The organism is Bombilactobacillus bombi, from assembly GCF_003522965.1.
Taxonomy (GTDB): Bacteria; Bacillota; Bacilli; order Lactobacillales; family Lactobacillaceae; genus Bombilactobacillus; species Bombilactobacillus bombi.
Genome location: NZ_CP031513.1, coordinates 477,557 through 501,283, shown reverse-complemented (window position 1 = coordinate 501,283; position 23,727 = coordinate 477,557). Strand labels below are relative to the sequence as shown.

Annotated in this window: 28 protein-coding genes; 5 read left to right on the top strand and 23 right to left on the bottom strand. The window is 34.4% G+C overall.

Annotated elements, in window-relative coordinates:
- Positions 1-18: 18 nt before the first annotated feature.
- Together DS830_RS02655 and rpsU are read right to left on the bottom strand one after the other, a co-directional pair.
- The gene (locus DS830_RS02655) at positions 19-462 is read right to left on the bottom strand and encodes a GatB/YqeY domain-containing protein (RefSeq protein ID WP_118908134.1); all 444 of its coding nucleotides are present in this window, start codon (positions 460-462) and stop codon (positions 19-21) included.
- Positions 463-481: 19 nt separating this feature from the next.
- The gene (gene rpsU / locus DS830_RS02650; RefSeq protein WP_045922571.1) at positions 482-670 is read right to left on the bottom strand and encodes a 30S ribosomal protein S21; all 189 of its coding nucleotides are present in this window, start codon (positions 668-670) and stop codon (positions 482-484) included.
- Between the two features lie 161 nt (positions 671-831).
- On the opposite strand from rpsU, the gene DS830_RS02645 reads away from it, so the two are divergent.
- Together DS830_RS02645 and pepI are read left to right on the top strand one after the other, a co-directional pair.
- Positions 832-1,638 carry a pyruvate, water dikinase regulatory protein gene (locus DS830_RS02645; RefSeq protein ID WP_118901555.1) on the top strand — a complete coding sequence of 269 codons (807 nt, stop codon included), beginning with the start codon at positions 832-834 and terminating at the stop codon, positions 1,636-1,638.
- A gap of 18 nt (positions 1,639-1,656) precedes the next feature.
- On the top strand, positions 1,657-2,538 hold the full coding sequence (gene pepI / locus DS830_RS02640; RefSeq protein ID WP_118908133.1) for a proline iminopeptidase: 882 nt from the start codon (positions 1,657-1,659) through the stop codon (positions 2,536-2,538).
- Positions 2,539-2,579: 41 nt separating this feature from the next.
- Here pepI and DS830_RS02635 read toward each other — a convergent pair whose 3' ends face one another.
- The 5 genes from DS830_RS02635 to hisS are packed head-to-tail and all read right to left on the bottom strand — an operon-like array spanning position 2,580 to position 7,972.
- Entirely contained in the window at positions 2,580-3,476 is an 897-nt protein-coding gene (locus DS830_RS02635) for a deoxyribonuclease IV (RefSeq protein WP_118908132.1), read from the bottom strand.
- Positions 3,477-3,494: 18 nt separating this feature from the next.
- Entirely contained in the window at positions 3,495-4,373 is an 879-nt protein-coding gene (locus tag DS830_RS02630; protein ID WP_118908131.1) for a YitT family protein, read from the bottom strand.
- A gap of 52 nt (positions 4,374-4,425) precedes the next feature.
- Complete coding sequence (msrB, locus tag DS830_RS02625) at positions 4,426-4,872, bottom strand: peptide-methionine (R)-S-oxide reductase MsrB (RefSeq protein ID WP_118908130.1); 447 nt, start codon at positions 4,870-4,872, stop codon at positions 4,426-4,428.
- 59 nt (positions 4,873-4,931) lie between these two features.
- Positions 4,932-6,689, bottom strand: coding sequence for an aspartate--tRNA ligase (aspS, locus tag DS830_RS02620; RefSeq protein ID WP_118908129.1), 1,758 nt, complete (start codon positions 6,687-6,689; stop codon positions 4,932-4,934).
- Positions 6,690-6,691: 2 nt separating this feature from the next.
- Positions 6,692-7,972, bottom strand: coding sequence for a histidine--tRNA ligase (gene hisS / locus DS830_RS02615; protein WP_118908128.1), 1,281 nt, complete (start codon positions 7,970-7,972; stop codon positions 6,692-6,694).
- A gap of 279 nt (positions 7,973-8,251) precedes the next feature.
- On the opposite strand from hisS, the gene DS830_RS02610 reads away from it, so the two are divergent.
- Complete coding sequence (locus tag DS830_RS02610; protein WP_118908127.1) at positions 8,252-9,568, top strand: N-acetylmuramoyl-L-alanine amidase family protein; 1,317 nt, start codon at positions 8,252-8,254, stop codon at positions 9,566-9,568.
- A gap of 31 nt (positions 9,569-9,599) precedes the next feature.
- On the opposite strand, the gene DS830_RS02605 is transcribed toward DS830_RS02610, so the two are convergent.
- The 7 genes from DS830_RS02605 to DS830_RS02575 are packed head-to-tail and all read right to left on the bottom strand — an operon-like array spanning position 9,600 to position 15,114.
- A complete protein-coding gene (locus tag DS830_RS02605) occupies positions 9,600-10,229 on the bottom strand; it encodes an HAD hydrolase-like protein (protein WP_118908126.1) in 630 nt (209 codons plus the stop codon).
- A gap of 2 nt (positions 10,230-10,231) precedes the next feature.
- Positions 10,232-10,669, bottom strand: coding sequence for a D-aminoacyl-tRNA deacylase (dtd, locus tag DS830_RS02600; protein WP_118908125.1), 438 nt, complete (start codon positions 10,667-10,669; stop codon positions 10,232-10,234).
- Positions 10,670-10,680: 11 nt separating this feature from the next.
- Positions 10,681-12,897, bottom strand: a complete 2,217-nt coding sequence (locus tag DS830_RS02595) for a RelA/SpoT family protein (RefSeq protein WP_118908124.1) — start codon at positions 12,895-12,897, stop codon at positions 10,681-10,683.
- Positions 12,898-12,947: 50 nt separating this feature from the next.
- Positions 12,948-13,289: a hypothetical protein gene (locus tag DS830_RS02590; protein WP_118908123.1), complete on the bottom strand. Its 342-nt coding sequence runs from the start codon at positions 13,287-13,289 to the stop codon at positions 12,948-12,950.
- A complete protein-coding gene (locus tag DS830_RS02585) occupies positions 13,286-14,047 on the bottom strand; it encodes an RsmE family RNA methyltransferase (protein ID WP_118908122.1) in 762 nt (253 codons plus the stop codon). Before DS830_RS02585 ends, DS830_RS02590 begins: the two co-directional genes overlap by 4 nt.
- The gene (gene prmA / locus DS830_RS02580; protein WP_118908121.1) at positions 14,047-14,907 is read right to left on the bottom strand and encodes a 50S ribosomal protein L11 methyltransferase; all 861 of its coding nucleotides are present in this window, start codon (positions 14,905-14,907) and stop codon (positions 14,047-14,049) included. Before prmA ends, DS830_RS02585 begins: the two co-directional genes overlap by 1 nt.
- A 9-nt stretch (positions 14,908-14,916) precedes the next feature.
- The gene (locus DS830_RS02575; RefSeq protein WP_118901516.1) at positions 14,917-15,114 is read right to left on the bottom strand and encodes a hypothetical protein; all 198 of its coding nucleotides are present in this window, start codon (positions 15,112-15,114) and stop codon (positions 14,917-14,919) included.
- A 130-nt stretch (positions 15,115-15,244) separates the two neighbouring features.
- On the opposite strand from DS830_RS02575, the gene DS830_RS02570 reads away from it, so the two are divergent.
- Positions 15,245-15,706, top strand: a complete 462-nt coding sequence (locus DS830_RS02570) for a YbaK/EbsC family protein (RefSeq protein ID WP_118908120.1) — start codon at positions 15,245-15,247, stop codon at positions 15,704-15,706.
- Positions 15,707-15,855: 149 nt separating this feature from the next.
- Here DS830_RS02570 and DS830_RS02565 read toward each other — a convergent pair whose 3' ends face one another.
- Positions 15,856-16,098: an XRE family transcriptional regulator gene (locus DS830_RS02565; RefSeq protein ID WP_338024777.1), complete on the bottom strand. Its 243-nt coding sequence runs from the start codon at positions 16,096-16,098 to the stop codon at positions 15,856-15,858.
- Positions 16,099-16,226: 128 nt separating this feature from the next.
- Between DS830_RS02565 and DS830_RS02560 the strand changes: the two genes are divergently transcribed.
- A complete protein-coding gene (locus tag DS830_RS02560; RefSeq protein WP_118908119.1) occupies positions 16,227-16,901 on the top strand; it encodes a LexA family transcriptional regulator in 675 nt (224 codons plus the stop codon).
- A 45-nt stretch (positions 16,902-16,946) separates the two neighbouring features.
- Here DS830_RS02560 and DS830_RS02555 read toward each other — a convergent pair whose 3' ends face one another.
- From DS830_RS02555 to DS830_RS02520, 8 genes are all read right to left on the bottom strand, one after another.
- Positions 16,947-18,350: a C69 family dipeptidase gene (locus tag DS830_RS02555; RefSeq protein WP_118908118.1), complete on the bottom strand. Its 1,404-nt coding sequence runs from the start codon at positions 18,348-18,350 to the stop codon at positions 16,947-16,949.
- Positions 18,351-18,516: 166 nt separating this feature from the next.
- A complete protein-coding gene (locus tag DS830_RS02550) occupies positions 18,517-18,816 on the bottom strand; it encodes a hypothetical protein (protein ID WP_118908117.1) in 300 nt (99 codons plus the stop codon).
- The gene (locus tag DS830_RS02545; protein ID WP_118908116.1) at positions 18,816-19,091 is read right to left on the bottom strand and encodes a DUF2089 family protein; all 276 of its coding nucleotides are present in this window, start codon (positions 19,089-19,091) and stop codon (positions 18,816-18,818) included. Before DS830_RS02545 ends, DS830_RS02550 begins: the two co-directional genes overlap by 1 nt.
- A 452-nt stretch (positions 19,092-19,543) precedes the next feature.
- Entirely contained in the window at positions 19,544-20,035 is a 492-nt protein-coding gene (locus DS830_RS02540; protein ID WP_118908115.1) for a PTS sugar transporter subunit IIA, read from the bottom strand.
- Positions 20,028-20,801 carry an HAD-IIB family hydrolase gene (locus tag DS830_RS02535; RefSeq protein WP_240366823.1) on the bottom strand — a complete coding sequence of 258 codons (774 nt, stop codon included), beginning with the start codon at positions 20,799-20,801 and terminating at the stop codon, positions 20,028-20,030. The genes DS830_RS02540 and DS830_RS02535 overlap by 8 nt, the downstream gene beginning before the upstream one ends.
- Before the next feature lie 20 nt (positions 20,802-20,821).
- Positions 20,822-22,504: a PTS transporter subunit EIIC gene (locus DS830_RS02530; protein ID WP_118908113.1), complete on the bottom strand. Its 1,683-nt coding sequence runs from the start codon at positions 22,502-22,504 to the stop codon at positions 20,822-20,824.
- Between the two features lie 110 nt (positions 22,505-22,614).
- Positions 22,615-23,376, bottom strand: coding sequence for a MurR/RpiR family transcriptional regulator (locus DS830_RS02525; protein ID WP_118908112.1), 762 nt, complete (start codon positions 23,374-23,376; stop codon positions 22,615-22,617).
- A complete protein-coding gene (locus DS830_RS02520) occupies positions 23,366-23,620 on the bottom strand; it encodes a helix-turn-helix domain-containing protein (protein WP_118908111.1) in 255 nt (84 codons plus the stop codon). Before DS830_RS02520 ends, DS830_RS02525 begins: the two co-directional genes overlap by 11 nt.
- Between the last annotated feature and the right edge of the window lie 107 nt (positions 23,621-23,727).

The window sequence follows — 23,727 nt, the reverse complement described above, 5'->3', positions numbered from 1 at the left end:
TGCTTTGTCCCAACCTTTTTACTGCAACAAATCTTTAACCATGCGGTTTACTAAAGTACCGTCAGCCTTGCCTTTAACCTGTGACATAACAGCTTTCATCAACTTACCAAAGTCCGCTTTGGAAGTTGCACCCACCTTGTCTGCAGTTTGTTGGACAATTTGTTGTACTTCAGTTTCAGATAATTGTTGAGGCATATATTGGCTTAATACCTTAATTTGTTCTTTGGCATCAGCCACTAAATCACCCCGATCAGCCTTTTCGAATTCAGCCAAAGAATCTTTTTGTTGTTTCATCTGTGAAACAACAACTTGATTTTCTTCTTCTGCATTCAAATCGTGACCGAGTTCGATTTTTTTATTCATCAAAGCTGATTTAAGCATTCTGATAACAGATAGAGCCGTTTTGTCATGACTCTTCATTGCGGACTTTAAATCTGTCATTAACCGATCAGTGAGGGACATCAAATATCACTCCTCAATCTTAACGTCTTTTCCTCTTCTTGTTACGCTTACGGGCAGCTTCAGATTTTAATTTGCGTTTAACACTAGGCTTCTCATAAAACTCACGTTTGCGATATTCTTGAAGAGTACCACTCTTAGAAACAGAACGTTTAAACCGACGAAGAGCATCATCAAGAGACTCGTTCTCACGAACAACTGTCTTAGCCATATGATATCCCTCCTTCCGATTATTTACGTAACTGCTTGTTGCAACAGTTCTTATATAGTATAACAAAACAATTTCCAAGTTGAAACAATAATTCTCTAGTTTTGATAGCTTTTTTTAAAAAAAAATGATAATTTAAAATTAAATTAGGGAGGAAAATGACGATGAAACAAATAATTTATGCCATTTCAGATTCATCTGGCGAAACCGCAACAATTTTTTCACGATCTATGATTGCTCAATTTCCAATGTTAGAAGTTGAACAAAAGCGTTTTTCATTTATTAATAGTGCCCAAACTTTACAAGAGATTTTCACTCAAGCCAAAAAGGATCATGCTATTATTTTTTATACCTTGAATAATCCAGAATATGACCAAATTGTTAAAAAGTTAACCCAAGAGCATCAAGTTTTAGCTTTTGATATTTTAAATCCATATTTAAAAAGAATCGAAGCTTTTACACATCAACAAGCATCACATGAAATTGGCGCTGCACGTAAGTTAAGCGCTCAATATTTTGACCGTATTAAAGCTATTGATTTTGCTGCAGAAAATGATGACGGCAAAAATCCCAAAAGTATGCTGGAAGCAGATGTAGTGTTATTAGGTATTTCACGTACATCAAAAACGCCACTTTCATTTTTCTTAGCTAATAAACAAATAAAAGTTATGAATTTGCCGTTAGTCCCGTCTGTCCAATTACCTAAAGAACTTTGGCAAGTAGATCCTAAAAAAATTGTTGGTTTAACTACGAATGAAGATGTTCTACAACAAATTCGACAACAACGTATGATTGCTTACGGATTAAAACCGACAACTAATTATTCCGACACCAGTAAAATTCAAGCCGAATTAAAATACGCTGATGATCTTTATCAAAAATTAGGTTGTCTAGTTATTAATGTTGCTAATCGTTCGATTGAAGAAACGGCAGCAATTATCGAAAATCGCTTAAATTTAAATAGTATTTAACTTTAAAAGAGAAAACAAATGAAAATTAAAACTGGTTATCTACCCTTTCATGGATATCGTACTTATTATCGTATTGTTGGAACTCGACAATCTGACAAAGCACCATTAGTGTTACTGCACGGTGGCCCCGGTTCTACGCATAATTATTTTGAAGTTTTAGATGAATTAGCACAAACTGGACATCAATTAATTATGTATGATCAATTAGGCTGTGGCCAATCATCTATGCCTAACGATCCTACGCTTTGGCATCCCCAAACTTGGGTTGAAGAGCTTATCAATTTACGTCAATTGTTAGCATTAGATCAAATTCATCTTTTGGGTCAATCTTGGGGTGGTATGTTAGCCATTATTTATTTATGTGACTATCATCCTATAGGTATAAAAAGTTTAATCTTAGCTAGTACCTTATCTTCAGCTAAATTATGGGCTCAAGAACAGCATCGCCTGATTAAATTTATGAATCATCAAGATCAACTAGCAATTACTAAAGCCGAACAAACCGGTAATTATCAAGCAACTGATTATCTATTAGCCAATCAGCATTTTATGCAATTATATGCAACTGATGAAAAATCACAACAACAATTTGCAGTTTTACAGCGTCCCAAAAATCAAGGCACCCAAGCTTATGAAACTGCCTGGGGACCTAATGAATATACCCCCACTGGAAACTTAAAAAATTACGATTATACAAAAAAACTCACTGCAATTAAAGTTCCTACCTTAATTACCAGTGGTACTAATGACTTATGTACACCTTTAGTGGCAAAGACCATGTTTGATTACTTACCAAATGCTACTTGGAAGTTGTTTGCTCATAGTCGGCATATGGCCTTTATTGACGAACATCAACAATATCTAACTGTTTTAAAGCAGTGGCTGCAAATTCACAACTAAAAAAGCTAGGACATATTGTCCTAGCTTTTTTACAATCTTAGTTATAGTAAACTTACTTGGTTCATCAGATTCGGATTAAATTTTTGCGTCAGCAACGTGTTAATCTCTGCTGCATAAGGCGCTGCAGCTTTTTTAGAGTTTTTTTGTAAAGTAACATATGGCGTTTCTAAAATTTTAGGAATATTGACTAATTGTGGATGATGACAAATGTAATTTAAAGCTGTAAACCCAATAGTTCCAAAACCGATATTAGCATGGCGATCTTTATGCGAGCCTCTAATATTCTGGGAGTCGTTTAAATGAATCATTGCTAATCGTTTTAAACCAATAACGCGATCAAATTCATTTAATACTTCATCAAAGTTATTTTTAACATCGTAGCCTGCATCATTAAGATGACAAGTATCTAACGTAATCGCTAAATTATCATTATGCGGTGTTAAATCAATAATTTTAGCCAACTGTTCAAAATTAATCCCTACCTCTGTTCCTTTACCAGCCATTGTTTCCAAAGCAATTAAGACTTTAGGATTATGAGCTAAGACTTCATCTAAACCAGCAGCAATAGCTTTTAAAGCAGAATCAACACCTAATCCAACATGGGCTCCAGGATGCAAACTAAAGGCTTCAATTCCCAATGCATCACAACGCTCAATTTCTGCATGCAAAAAATTAATCGCAAATTGATATTTTTCAAGACTTTTAGTATTACCAAGATTAATGATATAAGGTGCATGCCCCATAATACGGTTAATGTTATGCTGTTTCAAAAATTGGTGTCCAGCAGTAATTTTCATCTGAGAAATAGGCTTGCGACGGGTGTTTTGAGGTGCCCCAGTAAAAATCATTAAAGTATTAGCGCCATAACTCACTGCTTCTTGAGCAGCTCCCAAGAGCATTGCAAAGCCACTCATACTAACATGACAACCCAATAACATGATTTTATTTTCACCTCATTAATATATATGCTCTTGATAAAAACGTCCCATGATTAATTTTGCCTCTGTTATACTGACAAACGCATAAGGATCAGAACAGTGCATAGCTGTCCTAAACTTTGGTAGTTCATACTGTGAAATAACTGTGAACAACATAGTTTTAGATGAATGCTGATAAGCGCCTTCAACATCATGAATAATAGTTATTCCACGCCGCATTTCATCTTGTATTTTTTCAATCACTTTGTCTGGATGAGACGTAACAATAATTACTTGTAGTTTTTGATTACGTGTATAGATACTGTCAATTACTCGACCATTTACAAAAATACTCAAAATAGTATACAAAGCCTGTACCCAACCAAAAAGGCAGCCTGCGCCAATCACAACTAAGATATTAAAAGCAATATTAATAGTTCCTACACTTTTGCCAAATTTTTTGCGTAACACAATACTAATAATATCTAATCCGCCCGTAGACAATTCATTCTTTAATGCCAATCCGGTACCAACACCATTAAATAAACCACCAAAAATAGCGCAAATAATAGGATCAAATTTAATTTGAACAGGTGGCATAATATGCATAAAGATTGTGGATAAGATAACCGCACCGATTGTATAAATAGTAAAATCATGACCGATTTTTTTCCAAGATAGGATTAACAATGGTAAGTTTAACACCGCATAAAGAACTGGCACACCAATTGTAAATGGTAGCCAGCGTTGACTTACTGTAGAAATTAGTTGTGCTAAGCCAGTTACACCAGAACCATAGATTTTACCTGGTGTCCAAAACACATTAACTGCAACGGAAACACATAACGCATAGATTAAAGCAAATGACAGCTTTGCTACACTACGATAACGTCTAGCAATTTTTTCTATTTCATCCATAAATGCAATCTATTACCTTTCAATTTATTCCGTTACATACTTTAACACAAACTTAGTCATTTGCGGACTTCGATTTAGGACTTTGCACAAACTTTAAATATTCTTCATAACCTTCTTGTTTCATTCGTTCTTTAGGAATAAATCGAAGGGCAGCAGAATTAATACAATAACGTAACCCTCCCTGCTCTTTAGGACCGTCAGTAAATACATGGCCTAAATGTGAGTCAGCCTGAGGACTCCGTACTTCCGTACGATGCATCCCAAAACTTGTATCCGATTTTTCTGCTAACTTTTTAATGGGTTGCGTAAAGGCTGGCCAACCACAGCCGGAATCATATTTAGTTGAAGAAGCAAATAATGGCTCTCCACTAACCACATCTACATAAATCCCCGGTTCAAAAAAATCATCATATTGGTTGTTAAATGGTGCTTCTGTAGCACTTTTTTGGGTAACATTATATTGCTCAGGGGTTAATTCTTGTTTTTGCTTTTCATACATAAAAAACACTCCTTTTTCGTTTAGTGTAACCGATTTGGGAGTGTTTGAGTACAATTATGCTACTTTTTAGTGTCAATTTCTAAGTCATCTAATTGCTGTTGAGCTACAGGAGCTGGTGCTTGCATCATTGGTTCTGTAGCTTTAGAATTTTTCGGAAAGGCAATAACATCACGAATATTTTGACGATGAGACAAAAGCATTGCAAAGCGATCTAATCCAATTGCTAATCCACCATGAGGTGGAAAACCATAATCTAATGCTTCCAATAAAAAGCCAAATTGTGACTGAGCTCTTTCTTTGGTAAAGCCTAAAGCTTTGAACATTTTTTCTTGTATTTCTCTTGTATGAATACGAATTGAGCCACCACCTAATTCATAACCATTTAGTACAATATCATAACTTTGGGCATGGGCTTGATGGGGATTAGTATCTAATAAGTCAAGATCTTCTTCATTAGGCATTGTAAAAGGATGATGTGCAGACACCCAACGCTGGATACCTTCGTCATACTCAAATAACGGCCAATCAACTACCCATAAGAAATTATATTGATTTTCATCATATAATTTTAATTCTTGAGCAAAGTGTTTGCGTAAATAACCCAAAGAGTCGGCACAAACTTTCTTAGAAGCTGCGACAAACAATACCAAATCATTATCAGCTAATTCTAAACGTTTAGTTAACTCAGAAGCTTTTGTTTGCACAAACTTTGCTACTGGACCATTAAATTCTGTCTGCTTGACTTTTAACCAAGCTAATCCTCGAGCACCAAAACGTTTAATATAATCTTGTTGAGCGTCAATATTTTTACGCGAATATTTGTCAGCTGCGTTTTTAACAACAATCGCTTTGACTTGTCCTCCATTAGCAATTGCTTCTTTGAAAACTTTAAATTCAGAATTTTCAAAGAGGTCACTTAAATCTTGTAACTCCATGCCAAAACGAGTATCCGGTTTATCTGAACCAAAACGGGCCATCGCTTCATCCCACGTTATTCGTGGAAATGGTAATTTGACAGTAACATTTTGTGTGTCTTTCATTACTTGGGCAATTAAACCTTCTGTATAAGTCTGAATCTGTTCAGCACTTAAAAAACTTGTCTCTAAGTCAATTTGTGTAAATTCAGGCTGCCGATCACCACGTAAATCTTCATCACGGAAGCACCGTGCAATTTGATAATACTTATCAAAACCTGCTCCCATTAATAATTGTTTAAATAGTTGTGGTGATTGCGGTAAAGCATAAAAACTCCCCGGATAAACTCTTGAAGGCACTAAATAATCCCGTGCCCCTTCTGGGGTTGATTTGGCCAAGTCCGGTGTTTCAATATCAATAAAGCCATGACTATCCAAATACGTGTGAGCTGCTGAGGTGATTTTTGCACGCGTTCTAATTGCTTGTTGCATTTCTGGACGACGCAAATCTAAGTAGCGGTATTTAAGTTTAGTATCTTCAGTGGCTTCTACCCCATTTTCAATATTAAAAGGCACCGTTTTAGCAGTATTGAGAATATCTAATTGGCTAACTTCAACTTCCACACGCCCAGTTTGCATTTGTTCATTAATAGTTGCTTGTGAACGAGCAACTACTTGTCCAGACACACTAATTACATATTCTGAATGTAATTGTGCTGCCTGGGCAAAAGCCTGTGTATCAGTTTCTTGATTAAAGACTAATTGAACAATTCCCTCACGGTCTCTCAAATCTACAAAAATCAGATTACCCAAATTACGCTTTTTTTGAACCCAACCAGCTAAATGGACCTTTTGTCCAATATAATCTTCATTAATTAGGCCACAATAATTTGTTCTTTGCATGTTTATCCCTCTTGTACTTTTGTAATCAAATCAGAAATCTTAGTTAAATCAACTTCTACTTGTTGACCATCTTGCATTCTTTTTAATTGTGCTTTATGTTCTTTTAATTCTTGTTCTCCAATTGCCAAAGTGAATTTGGCATGCATCCGATCTGCTTGTTTAAATTGACCTTTGACCTTTTTATCTAGATAATCACGTTCAGCAGAAATACCTGCCTTGCGTAGCTGCGCTAATAGTTTGGAAACTTCTAAAGAGCTGCTTTGATCAACAGCAACTAAATAAATATCTGGATAATTAGGTGCAGGCAAGTTGTCTTGTTGCTGTTTTAATACCAATAAAAGACGTTCTACACCCATACCAAATCCGACTCCAGCTACTTCAGGACCCCCTAATTCAGCTACTAATCCATTATAACGTCCACCTGCGATTAAGGTCATTTCTTTATTGCCAAATGCAGGACTAGTCATCATGATTTCAAAAATAGTATGGTTATAATAGTCTAAACCACGTACCATATTAGCATCAATTTCATAATCAATTTCTAGTGCTGCCAATAATTGTTGGACTTGCCCAAAGTGCTCTTGAGCTGCTGGTGTTAAATAATCTAAAATTGAGGGTGCATGCGCTACTATTTCTTGATCTTGGCTATCCTTACTATCTAAAATACGTAATGGATTTTTTGTTAGGCGTTCTTTAGAATCCGCACTTAATTGCTCTTTTAAAGGCATTAAGTAATCTAACAGTGCTTGATGATAAGCAGAACGGGTCTGTTGGTCACCTAATGTGTTAATAACGACTTTATAATTAGCCAAACCTAATTCATGTAAAAAATCACTCGCCATTGCAATTGTTTCAACATCAATAGCTGGACTATCACTGCCTAGAGCTTCAACACCAATTTGATGAAATTGCCGCTGTCGTCCTGATTGAGGACGTTCATAACGAAACATTGGTCCTTTATACCAAACTTTATAAGGATGAATGTGATCTGGGCCAAACAATTTATTTTCAACATAGGCTCTGACCACCCCTGCAGTACCTTCCGGTCTCAAAGCAACATGGCGATGTCCCTTATCTTCAAAGTCATACATTTCTTTAGAAACAATATCCGAACTATCACCAGAGGAACGGGCAAAGACATCATATTGTTCTAACAGTGGTGTCCTAATTTCATGATATTGGTAATTATTAAAGACTTTTTGTGCGATTGATTCTAAATATTGCCAATGTTCACTTTCTCCTGGCAAGATATCAACCATACCTTTTAATTTTTGATAGCGCACAATAGTTCCTCCTTCAAATATTATCTCAAACTAGTCATTATAAATATTAGCACACCGGTCTCTAATCGCAAACTGCCAATTGTCCCATCGCAAAAATTAAGGTCAAAAGCTAAATCTCTTGCTTTGACCTTTTAATCTAACTATTAAACTACCATCATCGTGACTAATGTCAAGTTAGCTTATAAGAGATATCATCATGTTTTACGAAATAATATGGCTATTTAGTTTTGATTATTATAAGATAAATATAAGTTCAATATTTAAGTGGGATGTTAGTTGATGGAATTACGTAGAAGCTCTATTCGGAAAAAAAAACAGCAGCATTTTGTTTGGGCTGCAATTATTGTTTTAATTGCCTGTTCAAGTGTGACTACATTTGCAGCTGCTAAAGCCAACCAAGTTATCGTGAAGGCTAATTTTTTAAATGTTCGTATCGGACCCAGTCTTTCATATGAAACTTTGACTCGTGTCAAACGCGGTGAAACATTGACCATTTTGAGTGAAAAAAATCAATGGTATCAAGTTCGACTAGCTGGAGATAAAATTGGCTGGGTAGCTAGTTGGCTAATTAATAATGATGATGCTAATACCTCTAGTAATACAGTTGGCGTTATCAAAGCTCCCAACACTAATGTTCAAAAATATCCAGACAATAATTCTGAAGTTTTGGGAACATTGCCCCAATTGCAAAAAGTCAATATTGTATATACACAAAACGATTGGAGTCAGATTCTTTATAATGACACCGTTGGCTGGATTCCCAATTCTGAATTAATTATTACCGATAAAGTAGCCCGTAAAATTAACAATAATCGCGATCAAAACCTCAATATCCGCTCGGTCACTACTCTGCAAAATAATACCAAAATACTTGCTGAGCCACATACTGATGCTAAAGTTGTTGCTCATATTACTGATCAAACAACTCTGCAATATTTAGGCAAGGAAGGTGATTTTTATAAGATTAAATTAAATTCTGGTGACACTGGTTATATTGCTAGTTGGCTGGTATCAATCTCTAATTCTAAACATCCTATTAAAAGTGCTGCCACTAAAATTTCTGAAGCGACCATTGTTATCGATCCTGGTCATGGAGGCAGCGACACAGGTGCTTTAACTACTAATCAAAAACACTACGAAAAAACTTATACTCTCGATACAGCTCAGCGTCTGCAAAAACAATTACAACAAGCTGGTGCTAATGTTATTTTGACACGAAAAGGCGATAGTGATATGGATCTTGCATCAAGGGCACGGCTAGCTAACAAATTAAATGCTGACGTTTTTATTAGTTTGCATTTTGATTCAACTTCGGATAAGAGTCAAGCTACCGGGGTTACCACATATTATTATTCAGAAAAGAAAGATCAACCTCTTGCTCAAAATATTCAAAGACAATTTAAACACTTAGCCCTGCCTAGTCGCGGCACTAGATTTGGCGACTTTGAAGTTACTCGTGAAAATGAGCAACCAGCTATTTTAATTGAAGGTGGTTATCTGAATAATAAAAAAGACTATAAACAAATCGCTAATCCTGCCTATCGGCAAAAATTGGCAGATTGTATTTTGCAAGGATTGATGGATTATTTTAAATAAAAACTCTAAGGCAAATGGCCTTAGAGTTTTTTTAATCTTTTTCAAACAATGTTACTATTTCTTGTAAATCTTGCACAATATAACTAGCTTGGTGATCATCATGAAACTGATCCACATCATAATAAATTGTCTGTACATTAGCATTTTGACCTGCTTGAATATCTAATGAACGATCACCTATCATTGCTGTTTGTACGGTCAACAAGTTATGCTTGGCAACTAAAGAATTAATTGCTGCAGGATCAGGTTTGCGTGCAAATTCATCTTGGCTGGTAATTACATCCTCAAAATACTGCCCAATATTGTTTTGGTCCAATAACTGCCACACCAAATTGTCTCGATGAGTCCATAAATAATTATGACCCCCGTGATCCACAATTTTTTGCAAAGTCATTTGTGCATGTGGTAATAAAGAAATTTGTTTTTGCATTTGGTGGTCAACTTTTTGAAAATATTGATATATTTTTTCGTAATTTTCATCAGGAACTAATTGATGCCAATATTCTTTCACGGAATGCAATTTAATAAATCGGTAAAGTTCGGATGCATCCTGTATAGGATAATTAAAATCCTGTAGTGTTTTTTGCAAACTAGCTAAAATTCCTGGATAGGTATCAGCCAAAGTGCCATCAAAATCCCAAATTGCATTTTGCAAAACCATAATTACCTCTCATAAATAATGGTCAACGGACCATCGTTGATTAATTCGACCTGCATATCAGCGCCAAATACACCTGTTTTCACATTCACACCTGTATTGGCTAGTTGCTGATTAAACAGCTCGTATAACTTTTGGGCCTTTTGTGGTTCTAGCGCTTCTGTAAAACTAGGCCGATTACCCTTTTTAGTATTGGCATATAAGGTAAACTGCGACACAGATAAAATTTCGCCTTTAACATCAGCAATAGATAAATTGGTTTTACCATTTTCATCCGCAAAAATGCGACTTTTACTGATTTTTGCAACTAAATAATCAACTACTTCCGAGTTATCGTCTTGTCCAAATCCTACTAATAGTAATAGTCCAGCACCAATTTGGGAGACTAATTGGTGTTTAATTGTGACACTCGCTTGTTGAACTCTTTGTAATACAACCTTCATTGCACTCTACCTCAATTAATGACTCTTTTGACGTTATAGACATCAGGAATATTATTAATCTTCGCTATAATATCTTTCAAATGCTCTAAATTCCGAACTCCCACCGTTAAGGAAACATGTGCCATCCGATCATGGTCCATTCGGCCATTAACATCATTGAGCATGTTCGTTTGTTTATTAACAATTTGTAAAATATCATTTAATAATCCATTGCGATTAAAACCAAAAACTTCTAGTTTGACTAGATATTGATGATTATAAACGTTGCCCCAACTAGCTTCAATCAAGCGATCAGTTTGCTCTTCTTGAATATTAGGGCAGTTTTCACGATGAATTGTAATTCCACGTCCCTTAGTAATATAACCAACGATTGCATCTCCCGGAATAGGTGTACAACATTTAGCCATATGAATTAAAAGATTTTCGACACCTTGAATATGAATTTCACGATCATCTGTTTCCAAGGCGGTATCACTGTGATCGTTGTTGTTTTCATCTTTATTAGAATCATCGCTCATAATCCGATCTTCATATTCGGCCTTTTTTTGTTGCTCAGCCTTTTTTCGATCAGATTCTGTTAAGCGATTAGCCACTCCAATAACAGATACTTCACCATACCCTACTGCGGCTAACAGTTCATCTTCAGTGGCAAAATTATAACGTTCCAAAACGGGCTGTAAAGCCTTTTTATTTAAATAATTTTTAGGGGCAAAATTACGATCTAAGAGCTCCCGTTCAATTTTATTGCGCCCAGTTTCGATATTTTGCTGACGATCAACACTTTTGAAATAACGTTTAATTTTATTACGTGCTCGTGTAGTATAAACAATATTTTCCCAATCTCGACTCGGAGTGGCATTAGATTGAGTTAATAATTCGACTAAATCACCATTATGCAACTTATAATCCAAAGGGACAATTTTTCCGTTTACCTTAGCCCCAGTAGTGTGATTACCAACTTCCGTATGGACTTGATAAGCAAAATCTAGAGGTACTGCACCCTTAGGCAATTCTAAGACTTCTCCTTTGGGTGTAAAAACATACACCCGATCACTAAACACATCGCCTTTAATGTTTTTCATGAAATCAGCATCAGTCGAAGATTCTTCTTGAATCTCCATAATTTCACGAAAGACATCAATTTGGTGATCATTATTATCTAGGGCAATTTTTTCTTTTTTACCTTCTTTGTAAGCCCAATGAGCAGCTACCCCATATTCAGCAATTTCATGCATTTTATAGGTGCGGATTTGCACTTCTAAAGGACGACCCTGCGGACCAATGACCGTTGTGTGTAAAGATTGGTAACCATTAACTTTAGGAACTGCAATATAATCTTTAAAACGTCCAGGCATGGGTTTCCACTTTGAGTGAATATTTCCTAGCACACCATAACAATCTCTTACGGAATTAACCATAATTCGAATAGCTAGTAAATCATACAGCTCTTCAAACCTTTTATGCTTCTCGACCATTTTTTTATAAATTGAATATATATGCTTAGCACGACCACTAATTTCATAAGAAATATGCAGCTGATCAATATTATCTTTGACTTCTTTAATAGCACCTTGAATATATTCTTCTCGTTGAGCACGTTTAGAATTCATTAAATGCACAATACGATAATATTGCTGTGGATTTAAATAACGCAAAGACAAATCTTCAAGTTCCCACTTAATTGTACTAATACCTAACCGGTCAGCCAATGGCGCATAAATTTCTAAAGTTTCATTAGCAATTCGCCGTTGTTTATCTGCACGTAAGTGATTTAATGTCCGCATATTATGTAGACGGTCGGCTAATTTAACCATAATTACCCGCATATCTTGCGCCGTTGCTAAAAGCATTTTCCGATGATTAGCAGCTAAAAGTTGTTGATGAGATTCATACTTGTATTTAGAAATTTTAGTTACGCCTTCAACAATATTGGCTACATCATTGCCAAATAATTCTCGAATATCTTCTGAAATAATATTAGTATCTTCAACCACATCATGTAAAAAGCCCGCTGAAATAGTATCCGGATCCATTTTTAAATTAGCTAAAATCGCGGCCACTTGAATAGGATGGATAATATATGGTTCTCCAGAAGCTCTTTTTTGATCACGATGGACGTAAGCCGCCATTTGATAGGCCTTTTTGATATAATCAATATGCCGTTCATTCATATAAGAGGCACAAAGATCAAAAACTTCTTGTGCCGTGTAAATTTTTTCTTTTGGCATCTCCCACCACCAACTTTCACAATATTATAAATTAAAATATTATAATCATTTTAATATTTTTTGGTCAAAAGAAAAGCTAAATATTCAACTAGTATATATAAAAAGAAGAACAAATACGCATAAATACTGAGTGTATAATGAATCAATACTAAAAATAAAAAAGCACCGGGAAAAATACCAAAAGTCCATTTAGGCTGATGAGATTTTTTTATCCATCTGCCCATAACAATGGAAACACTAATATTTATAATTATAAATATTAGGCCAATTCGCCAAGATTTGCCTAGATGAAAGCTACTGGCAATTAATGGCAAAGTAACAGCGATTAATAATGCTAATAAAACAATTTTGCAGTAGGCAGAATGCCAAAATTTTAATATTTTTATTTTCACTTTGAAAGATCCTTATCTAATTCAATTTGATATGACAATGCACTTAAAAAATACAAAGGTGCTGTCTCTGCACGTAAAATTCTCGGCCCTAAACCACATGGATTATAATCATTTTGCCTCAATTGCGCGATTTCTTCAACCGTAAACCCGCCTTCAGGACCAAATAGACAAAAAATTGACTGTTGTGGATTAATAGTGTGCAAAGCGGCGGCTAAGTTGCTGCTTTCATTTTGTTTAGCTGCTTCTTCATAAGCCACCAAGCAAAAATCTGCACTTTTAGTAGCTATTAGCTGCTCTAAAGTAGCAAAATAATGTACTTGAGGCACAAACAGCCGATGCGCTTGTTGAGCTGCATTCAGCGCAATTTGATTAAGTCGAGTTAATTTTTTAGAAACTACAGTATCTGACCATTTCATAATTGAATATTGTGATTTAAAAAAAATAATTTCATGGGCTCCTAATTCAGTAGCCTTTTGAGTAATCCAATCAACTTTATCCTTTTTAGATAAGGCACAAGCAATTATTGTTTTTACAGGCAACTCACTATAGGCGCGAGATTGTGCTGTCAATGATACTTGAAAATCCCTAGCATTAATGGCAGTAATTTGTGCTTTAAAAGTATTTTGAACTGCATCAACCACCCAAAATTGATCATTAATTTGTAAGCGTAACACCTTAATTAAATGCTGAAAATAATCATCAGCTAGTGTTAAAGATTGGTTTGCATCTAATGTTTGATTAAGAAAAATTTGTTGCATTATCCGCGCTCCTTTTGAGCAATTATACAGCCCCATCCTTGTGCTGCACTAGTTTTAATGATGGCAAGGTGTTCTTGTTTTAAAAGCTGAGTAATAGTTGCAATTTTAGTTTCCAAAATACCTGAAATAATCACATGCCCTTTCGCTTTTAAATGCGGTGCTAATTGTGGAATTAAAGCTCTAATGGGTTCTTCTAACATATTAGCTGTAATAATCTCAGCGCTGTTAGTTATATTATCTAGTAACGAATTAATCGCCACTTGAAACTTTTCTTGGGGGCAATTCAAATTAAAATTTTTCTGGGCTACCACAATGGCTTCATCCGAAATATCATAGCCATAAAGGGTTTTAACGCCTAATTTAGCGGCTGCAATTGCCAAAATACCAGTTCCTGTACCTACATCAATTAAAGATTCTTGGTGATTGACAACTTCTTCTAGCGCTTGTAAGCAAAGCTTAGTAGTCGCATGTTCACCACTACCAAAAGATTCCTGGGGATCCATGAGAATATCATAAGGACTTTGGACTAAGTCTTTTTGCCAACTAGGAATAATAGACATAAAATGTGAAATACGAACAGGTTGATAATATGGCGCCCAATTTTGTCCCCAATGCATATTCACATTGGCGATAATTTGTAATTGATATGCCGAATCTGTTAAACCTAATTGGTTTAAGGTGATTTGTAATTGGTGACACCAATCTTTTGTTAACTGCTCACTAGGTAAATAAATTGCTAATCCACGATCATGGTTAAGATTTTCAATGCCCGTAATTTGTTGGATGATTAAGGCATTAGTCACTAATTCAAAATTTTCAGGATTAGTTAATATTTGTAGCTGACTCCAATTTTTTTCCATGGTTGCCCCTTATTCAGATTTATTTTCAGAAGAATGATCCTCTTTTTTGGCTTTTTGTGTATTTGAAGATGGATATACTTTAACTAACTTTCTAAATTGCTTTTGTGCTTTAGCCATTTGGCGACTGTCTCGTCGCAGTTGAGCCGTAATCTTTTCAAAATCGTGTTGATTTAAATCCAGTCGATCTTTTTTATGAAATCCAAACATGATCTTTCCTCTTCACATAATTCAGTTTTTATTTATTATATTATAATGTTAGTGGGTAAAATAATAAATCAAAACGAGGTTATTATGAGCAAAAAAAAAACAGCATTACCAAAAAACTTTAGTTGAAAAAATTCTTGATAAAAATAACATTCAATACCAACCTTTAAATTTTATTACCGAAAAACAAGGTGACGTAGAACAAATTGTTCCTAACCAAGCACCTCCAAAAGTAAAAATTTATAAAACTTTAGTTTTAACTGGCAATAAAACGGGACCATTAGTTGGAGTTATTCCACTCAATATGCATATTAGCTATAAGATGTTCGCCCAATTATCTAATAATAAAAAAGTTGGCATGGTTCCTTTAAAAGATTTAAAGAAAACTTCTGGCTTTGAACATGGAGCCAATAGTCCTATTGGTATTCGGGAACAGCATAATTATCCGATTTACTTTGATAATCAGGCTCTGCTGGACCAAGAAATTGCGGTATCAGCCGGAAAAATTGGTCGTTCAGTTATCGTTAACGCTAAAGAAATTGCTCAATTAGTCGATGGTAAATTTGGAGATTTTGCCATCAATCAACCCGAATAAAAAGACCGCGAATCAAATCGCGGCCTTTTTTGCCCCTGCCAAGGAACTATATTATACACCTAGATGCCTTTTTAGTAATCAACAAATATGTAAAACGTAATATCAATGCATAATTTGTAATTACTAAAATTATCTGACAGGACTAATTATTAATATTCATAAAATAAATACATAATACTCTTTTTAAATTTATGGGCAATAATTAACATTTCATAATCATGAAATGGGGCTTTACCTTTTTCTTTTTGTTCATATTGCCGCCGATTTTTTAAACCAATTAATGATGCCATTTCACTTGTGCTATATTCGTGAGCTAAACGCTCTTGGCGCACATGGGTTTTTGGTTGTAATAATTCCTCTTTTAATTCTTTTTTATCAGCCAATTTTATCACCTCTTCTTTCCATCTTTAATATCTCATATAGTGATAGAAAATGTCAATAGTGAAAAATAAATTTGTAGTTTTTTGCTATTTGTGATATCTTTTTCTCGTAAAGCCAATAAAAGAGATAAAAATATCCAATGAAAAAAGGAAGTGACAAGATGGGAGAAAACACCTTGGGGCCCATCATTAAAGAGATTCGAAAAGAAAAAAATCTCACTCAAACTGAATTAGGAAAGTTGACGGGTTATAGTCAAAATACAGTATCAAATTATGAAAATCAGAAACGTGCACTGAGTGAAAAAGGAATATCCAAATACGCTGCTGCCTTAGGGACAACACCTCAAGAATTATTCATGCGTTCACAACCGAATAATCAGCCCCATATTAGCGTTTCTTATTATACCTATTATGATTTATCTGACAATTACCCTAAAGATGTTGATCATCTTACCCAATCTAATGTGCGCCATATCGCATTATCAAGTGATTTCTTAGGTAAATATGCCGGCGATAAAAATATTTTTATTACCCGTGTTAACTCTGAGACCATGAATAAAATTATTCCAAAAAAATCATTAATTGCAGTTAAAAAAATTAAAAATTGGCATGAATTAGCTAACGGCGATATTATTATTTTTCAAAATGATAATGGATTTGGGATTAGAAACTATTATTATGATTCAAAAACACAAATAATTTCATTTCGGCCTAATTCATTTAATAACCTTATTGATGAACTAAATTACCGCATAAAGCAAACACAAAACATTAAAATTTTGGGCAAAGTGCTTACTTATACAGTTAATCTATAAAAAAATCCTTTGAGTTGTCCTTACAGGACGTTCAAAGGATTTTTATTAATCAAAAATAGTGAATTTTAACTGCATCCGTTCGGAACCGGATTTTACCATATTCCCTAATAATTCCCAACTATTTTTAATATAAATATCAGATAACTTTTGATTAGCTTTTGTTAATAATTGTTCAGCCTCTTTTGAGTGCTCAATTTGCACATCAGTATCTAAAATCACTGCTCGTAATTCTGCTAAAGTTTTTTGCTCAAATTGGGCATGATATTCGCTGTACAAAGAATAATTGGTATCACCTAAAACTCCCATGGTGCGACTGAGCCAATAAGCACTGTTAGGATTGTAAGTAGCATTCGCATCCCGAAAAGCTGCTGGTGTATCTGTTATATTAGTATAAAACGGAACAAAGGTATTAAAGGTATTCGGACCAAAGCCCAACCATTGGATACCAGCCACCACTTCCGGCACATTGTTACGAATTTGTAAAATATGACTTTCTTCATTCCGATTAATTCCAATTGGACGAAAGAGCGTTTTTTGTTCAGCGCTTCCGGTTCCATAACGGTCATAAGGAGTATTTTCATAATGAGAACTCATTGCCCACTTTAACTCTTCAATGCTAATTTTACGATTGGCATGACAGATGAAAGGCAAATTTTGATCGAGCGGATTTTGTTCTATCTCGGGTGTAAAGAACTTTTGTACATACCATGCCCGCGGATTATTATAGTGAGTGTCTTTAATTGTTGAAGAACCAAAAATATGTCTTAAATTAACAGTCTGTCCTTCAGGATTTAGATTATAATCATCAATAAACTGCGGTAAATCTGTCGAATAACGGACATCTGGACTATCAAAATCAAATTCAGCAATATTCAACCGATTAGGAGCAACAACATAAGCATCTTCAGGAATTTTAATGGCAGCCCAATGATGTCCACCTAAAGTCTCTAAATACCAAACTTCATCATGATCAGCAAAGGCCATGCCGTTGGATTCATAAGTGCCATATTGTTCTAGTAATTGCCCTACCCGCTGGATACCATCTTGTGCGGAATGAATGTAAGGTAAAACAATGGTTAATAAATCTTCTTCACCTAATCCGTCCTTTACTAATGGATCAGCAGCTAAAACACGAGCATTAGTGGTGATTGTTTCTGTTGCTGTCATTGCCACATTATCACTATTAATACCAGAACCACCCCAGATGCCATGTGAACGATCTGCATCAGGTGTTGCAGTATATCGTAGTGGATTATCTGGCAAATCAATATTTAACTTAGATAACTTGGCTTGGTAATGTTGGGGCTGATCTTTTGGTTCTACTACAATAAATTGTTGTGGTTCGGGCTTATCGGCATGATCTTCAGTCCGTGCAATCATCGTCGAACCATCAATTGTCGCCTTTTTACCGACCAAAATTGTCGTACAAGATGAAGCAATTTGACTCATCTTAAAGTCCTCCTTAAATTTTTACTTTTAGTGAATAAAGATTGTTAATAAATACTAGATCTAGTATTTATTACTTTAACTTTCACAATACTATAATTTTTAAGGTTTGTAAAACGCAAACTCTTGTTATATCAGGTTTGTAATGTTATAAAAAGTAAAATAATTATTACCTATTTTTAAAATCTTTGGCTTTCATACTATCTAGCTCTCTTTGTTGTATATGCTTCTTTTTATGCCATACATCTTGCCAAATTTCTGCCAACACCGACATCCCGACAATCCAAACAACCAACAAACCTAAAAATTGTGATAAACCTTTAGTAAAAAGTAAATATCCGATAAAAATGCTCCATATTATTAGAGGAACAGCGCCGTACCATTTAGAAAATCTAACTAGTGCTTTTTCAATTAAATAAATTACAGCAACAAATAGCATACCAACTAAAATCTTTATTAAGATGTCCATTATCTATCTGTCTCCTTATACAATTCAATAATTTCTTTAGCTAAATCAAATGATAATTTTTTATCTACAACCAACTGCATAATACGTGCTTCAAAGTTGCTACTTTTATTATTTTCAATGAGCTTAATTTTTTCAATAAGGCGGTCTAAACGCAGACGAACGGTTGGATAACTAACTTGATAAAAAGATGCTAATTTCTTTAGTGATCCTGATTTCAAAACTAGTTGATGAATAAACTCTTGCTCATCAGGTGTTAGTAATAAAAACCAATCCAAAACACCACCTCCCTACTTAATTTTAGCAATTATAACATAAGTTTTTATTTTAATAAACTTAATATTAATTGAATAAAGTTAAAGGTGATGTTTAATTAAATAATTTTTTTGTCATTATTTGGGTCAACTATTTCACGTCGTGATAATCAGCAAAAAAGAAAAGGAATTTTAATATGTAACTATTCAAAAAGGACTAGCATAAATGAAATGTAACAAAAAATTCAAACACTTTAAAACTTCTTAAGTTTCATAAGCAAACTACTAAAAAAGCAAAAACCATTTTCTTATTATTTTGGTTTTTGCTTTTTGATTTTTAATTTACTCTTTACGTATTTTAAACAAACTAGCCTAATATTTGTTATAAATCCGAATACTACTTATTTTGATATTTGATAGACAATCAGTTTTAAAGAAATTATTCGAGTATTATATTACCAAGTATTGTCTAATAATTATGATTTTATTGTTACTTCAGCTGCCACATCACCATTTGTTTTATTACCAACATTTGTTGTTAGTTTACTAATAACTTCTGCAGTATTCGTAATAACAACCATAATTGTTGGATCTTTGCCAGCAGACTCAATAGCTTCAATATTCATTTGACCAAGAAGTTGACCAGCTTGAACTTCTTCGCCAACATTAACATTAATCTTAAAAGGAACTCCCTTTAATTCAACCGTATCGATACCCATGTGTAGTAAAATTTCTAAACCACTGCTTGAAGTTAGTCCCAAACCATGTTTAGTATCGGCAACCATCGTTATTTTACCTGCCGTAGGTGCATAAATTTCACCAGCAGTAGGATGCACACCAAAACCTTCACCCATCATTTTTTGTGAAAACACAGGATCTGATACTTCACTTAATTCAATAACTTCACCTGCTGCCACAACTTGTAGTGGTTCAGTAATATTATTATCTTTATGAAAAAATTTAAACATTATCTGCCTCCTTAATCAATTGGTCAAATTTTGATTCATAAGTTAATAAATCAGAAAAATAGTCGATAGTTAATTTTGCTTGGGCCTTAATCTTTGGTGTGGCATGATTCATACATATAGCTAAATCAGAATTTTGAAACATTGCTAAATCATTACCAGAATCGCCAATACCAATAATTGGTAAAGCCACAGATTTTTGTAATAGTTTTAAGGCCTGTCCTTTAGATGTTCCTGCTGCTGTAATTTCAATTCTTTTACCATTACTTTCAAATAAACTTAAATTTTTAAAGCGTTTTTTCATATCTTTGGCTATTGATTCAAATCGTTGAACTTCTGGTCTAACATTAATCTTATAAATAGTTTCTTGAGCAACACGCATAAAAGGATCTTTTAAAGTAATCAGTTCCATCCCCCATAGACGTTGAACATCGGTACTAGCAAAATTACCAATTCGCTGTTCTCCATTTAAAGCGTCAAAAGTTAAGTTTTTTTGTTGCAGATATCGTAGTACTGCTTGTAAATCTTCGTAAGCCAAAGGTTGGCAAATTAATTGTTGTGCCCGTTGATTAATAACTGTTGCTCCATTAAAGGCAATTTTACAATCAGCTTGCAACTTATTCTGTTGTTCAATATAAGCAATCTCTTTTAGTGAACGACCTGTGGCAATGCCTACATAATAATATTCTTGAAGAGCTTTAAATGCTGCTTGATCTGCTGGACGAACACGATGTGAATCATATACAAATGTACCATCTAAATCTGTCATGATGAGCGCTTTTTTTATCATTATTCTGTAAGTCCTAACATATCTTGAATTTCCATTTTTAAGACGTTGGCATGTCCTCCATAAATGGATTGCATTTGCATACCAGATTCACTAAAACCCATTGCTCCTAACTGCTGAACAATTTTTTGAGAATCTACCAAATTTTTATTTTTGACATCTATTCTTAATCGTGTAATACAGGCATCAACACTAACAATATTATCTGGTCCTCCATGAGCCTTAATTAACTCAATTGCTTGATTATGAGTGGACATTTTACCATTAGAGCTTTCCTTTTTTGGTTGTTCATCTTTTAGCGTATGAACACCCATCTTTTGACGAGTCTCTTCTTTACCATGTAACGTGATTTCACCATCTATTTCTCGACCAGGAGTTTGAAAATCAAATTTGTTAATAGCAAAACGAAAAACAAAATAATACATAATTGCACAAAAAACTCCTGCTAACGGCATAATCCACCAATGAGTTCGTGGCCCTTGTAATACACCATAAATAATAAAATTAATTAAACCATGACCTGTTGGCGTTAAATACGCAGCCCCCATTGCAGAAGTAGCAGCCATTGTAATTCCAACTAAAATAGCGTGAATTCCATAAAGTGCTGGAGCTACAAATAAAAAAGTAAATTCGATTGGTTCAGTAATACCAGTTAAAAAAGAAGTGGCTGCTGCAGCTAATAATAACGATCCAACTCGCTTTTTGTTTTCAGGACGTGCGCAACTATACATTGCTAAAGCTGCTGCAGGTAAACCAAACATATTATAAACAAACTTACCACTAGAAAAACGTGTAATCATCGGATTAATTGCTCCACCATGGGCTAATGCTGCCATATATGCAGCAATAGTTCCTTGATATTCTTGACCAGCAATATGAAAAACTCCACCTAAAGCTGTAGTTCTTACAGGCCAATTCAAACCATGATGTAAACCAAAAGGCAAAAGTAACCTTTCAATAACTCCATAAAAGAACGTGCCTACAGTACCAGATTTTAAAACTGCCACTGACAAAGCGGAAATTCCTGTTTGTACCGTTGGCCAAACGAAAAACAAAACTACTGCTGCTAAAGACATAGCAGGCATAATTAAAATAGGCACTAATCGAGGTCCAGAAAAGAAATCTAAAACCTTGGGAACATGCATCTTAATAGCATGTTTATGCACGAAGTACACAATAACACCGACAATAATACCTCCAAAAACATTCAAATCCATAGTTTGAATACCTAAAACACTTGTTTGCATTTTATCAGCTAGAGCTAATTTAGCTGCTGTCGGATTCATTCCTGTTGTATTTACTAATTTGCCAGTACTAGTCAGTAAAAAATTTAACATTACATGTAATGTTAAAAAACCTAATAATCCAGAAACAGCTGCTGAACCCTTTTCATGCTTGGCTAGCCCCACAGCAACACCAACAGCAAAAATAACTGGTAAATTATTAAAAGCAGCTGAACCCATACTAGATAAGAAACCCATTACAAACTGAAAAGCGTGATTAGCCATCCATGGATACATCTTAACAGTATCAGGATTGGTAAAAGCTGATCCTAAACCCTGTAAAATTCCCGCTGCCGGTAAAACCGACACTGGTAATAAAAATGAACGTCCAAACATCTCAAACGCTCGACGAAATTTTTCTCGGCGTTTAGAAGTTGAAGTTGTAGTAATGGTTGATGCCATTTCTCTTCTCTCCTCTCATAATTCGCTTTTATATTAGCATGATATTTTTAATTGTATTCGTTTTCATTAAAAGCAACTACAAGAGACATTTTTGACTTTTTAAGTTAAATTTAACTTTCAGAATGTGAAAGTAAATATTCAAAAACAACATCAACAGCAACATTTAACATCAAGCGTGAACGCATTCGTGACCGTGGTACAAGACTTTCGTAAACTAAAAGATTATAATCTGAAAAGTTAATTACCGTTTTGGCATTCATACCAGTAATGGAAATAATACGTGCTCCCTGTACTTTCGAACGCACTAAATATTGATTAACTAATTGATTACCACCATTTAATGAAAAAATAACAATAACATCTCCAGGATGTACTAATTCAGCAATATCACGAATTGAATATATTTCGGCATAATCATTAATCCAATAACCTAGTAACTTCATCTTACGATTGAAATCAGCCATAACACTAACAGATGAACCACTTCCAACACAAAATATTCGGCGAGCTTGTTGAAGAAAGTGAGCAAAACGAGCTATTTTATCTTCAGTTAATAACTGTAAAGTCTTATCAAAATCTCCCGCTACTCGATTGACAATTGTAGCAAATTCTTCTGTAGGTAGTGATTTTGTGGCAATTTGATTGGCTTCAGCTGCTGAATATTTTAATTGTGAAAAATTATCATATCCTAACTTATGAGCTGCACGCATGATAGTAGCACTTGATATGAATAATTCTTGTGAAATAGTTTTAATTGTCAAATGATTAATGTGTGAGCTATGAATTATATAATCAATCACTAATTGCTCGTTACTAGTTAGTAAATCATAATTTTGAGCAACCTGCTGATAAAAATTAATACTATCTGTCATGTTGCACCTTAACTACTGATTTTGAATTTTTCAAAGCTGATTGGTGAGTAGGTTCAAACAAGGTTGCAATATCAATCTTTAAAACTTGAGCAATTTTTTCTAAATCATCGGCTTTTATCTTTGTGTTACCGTTTTCCATACGTGTATAGGTTGAACGCGTTTTCAAGCTTAATTGCTTAGCCATTTCTGTTTGAGTTAGTCCTTGTTGAATCCTTAATTTACGAATTAATGTTAAATTTAACATTAAATAAATCTCCTTTCTTATATCTCATAATTTGATTTAATACAGCTTCATCATAACGTGCTGATTTCTCACGGTCAAGATTAATTGTGCGATTTACTCACGAATAA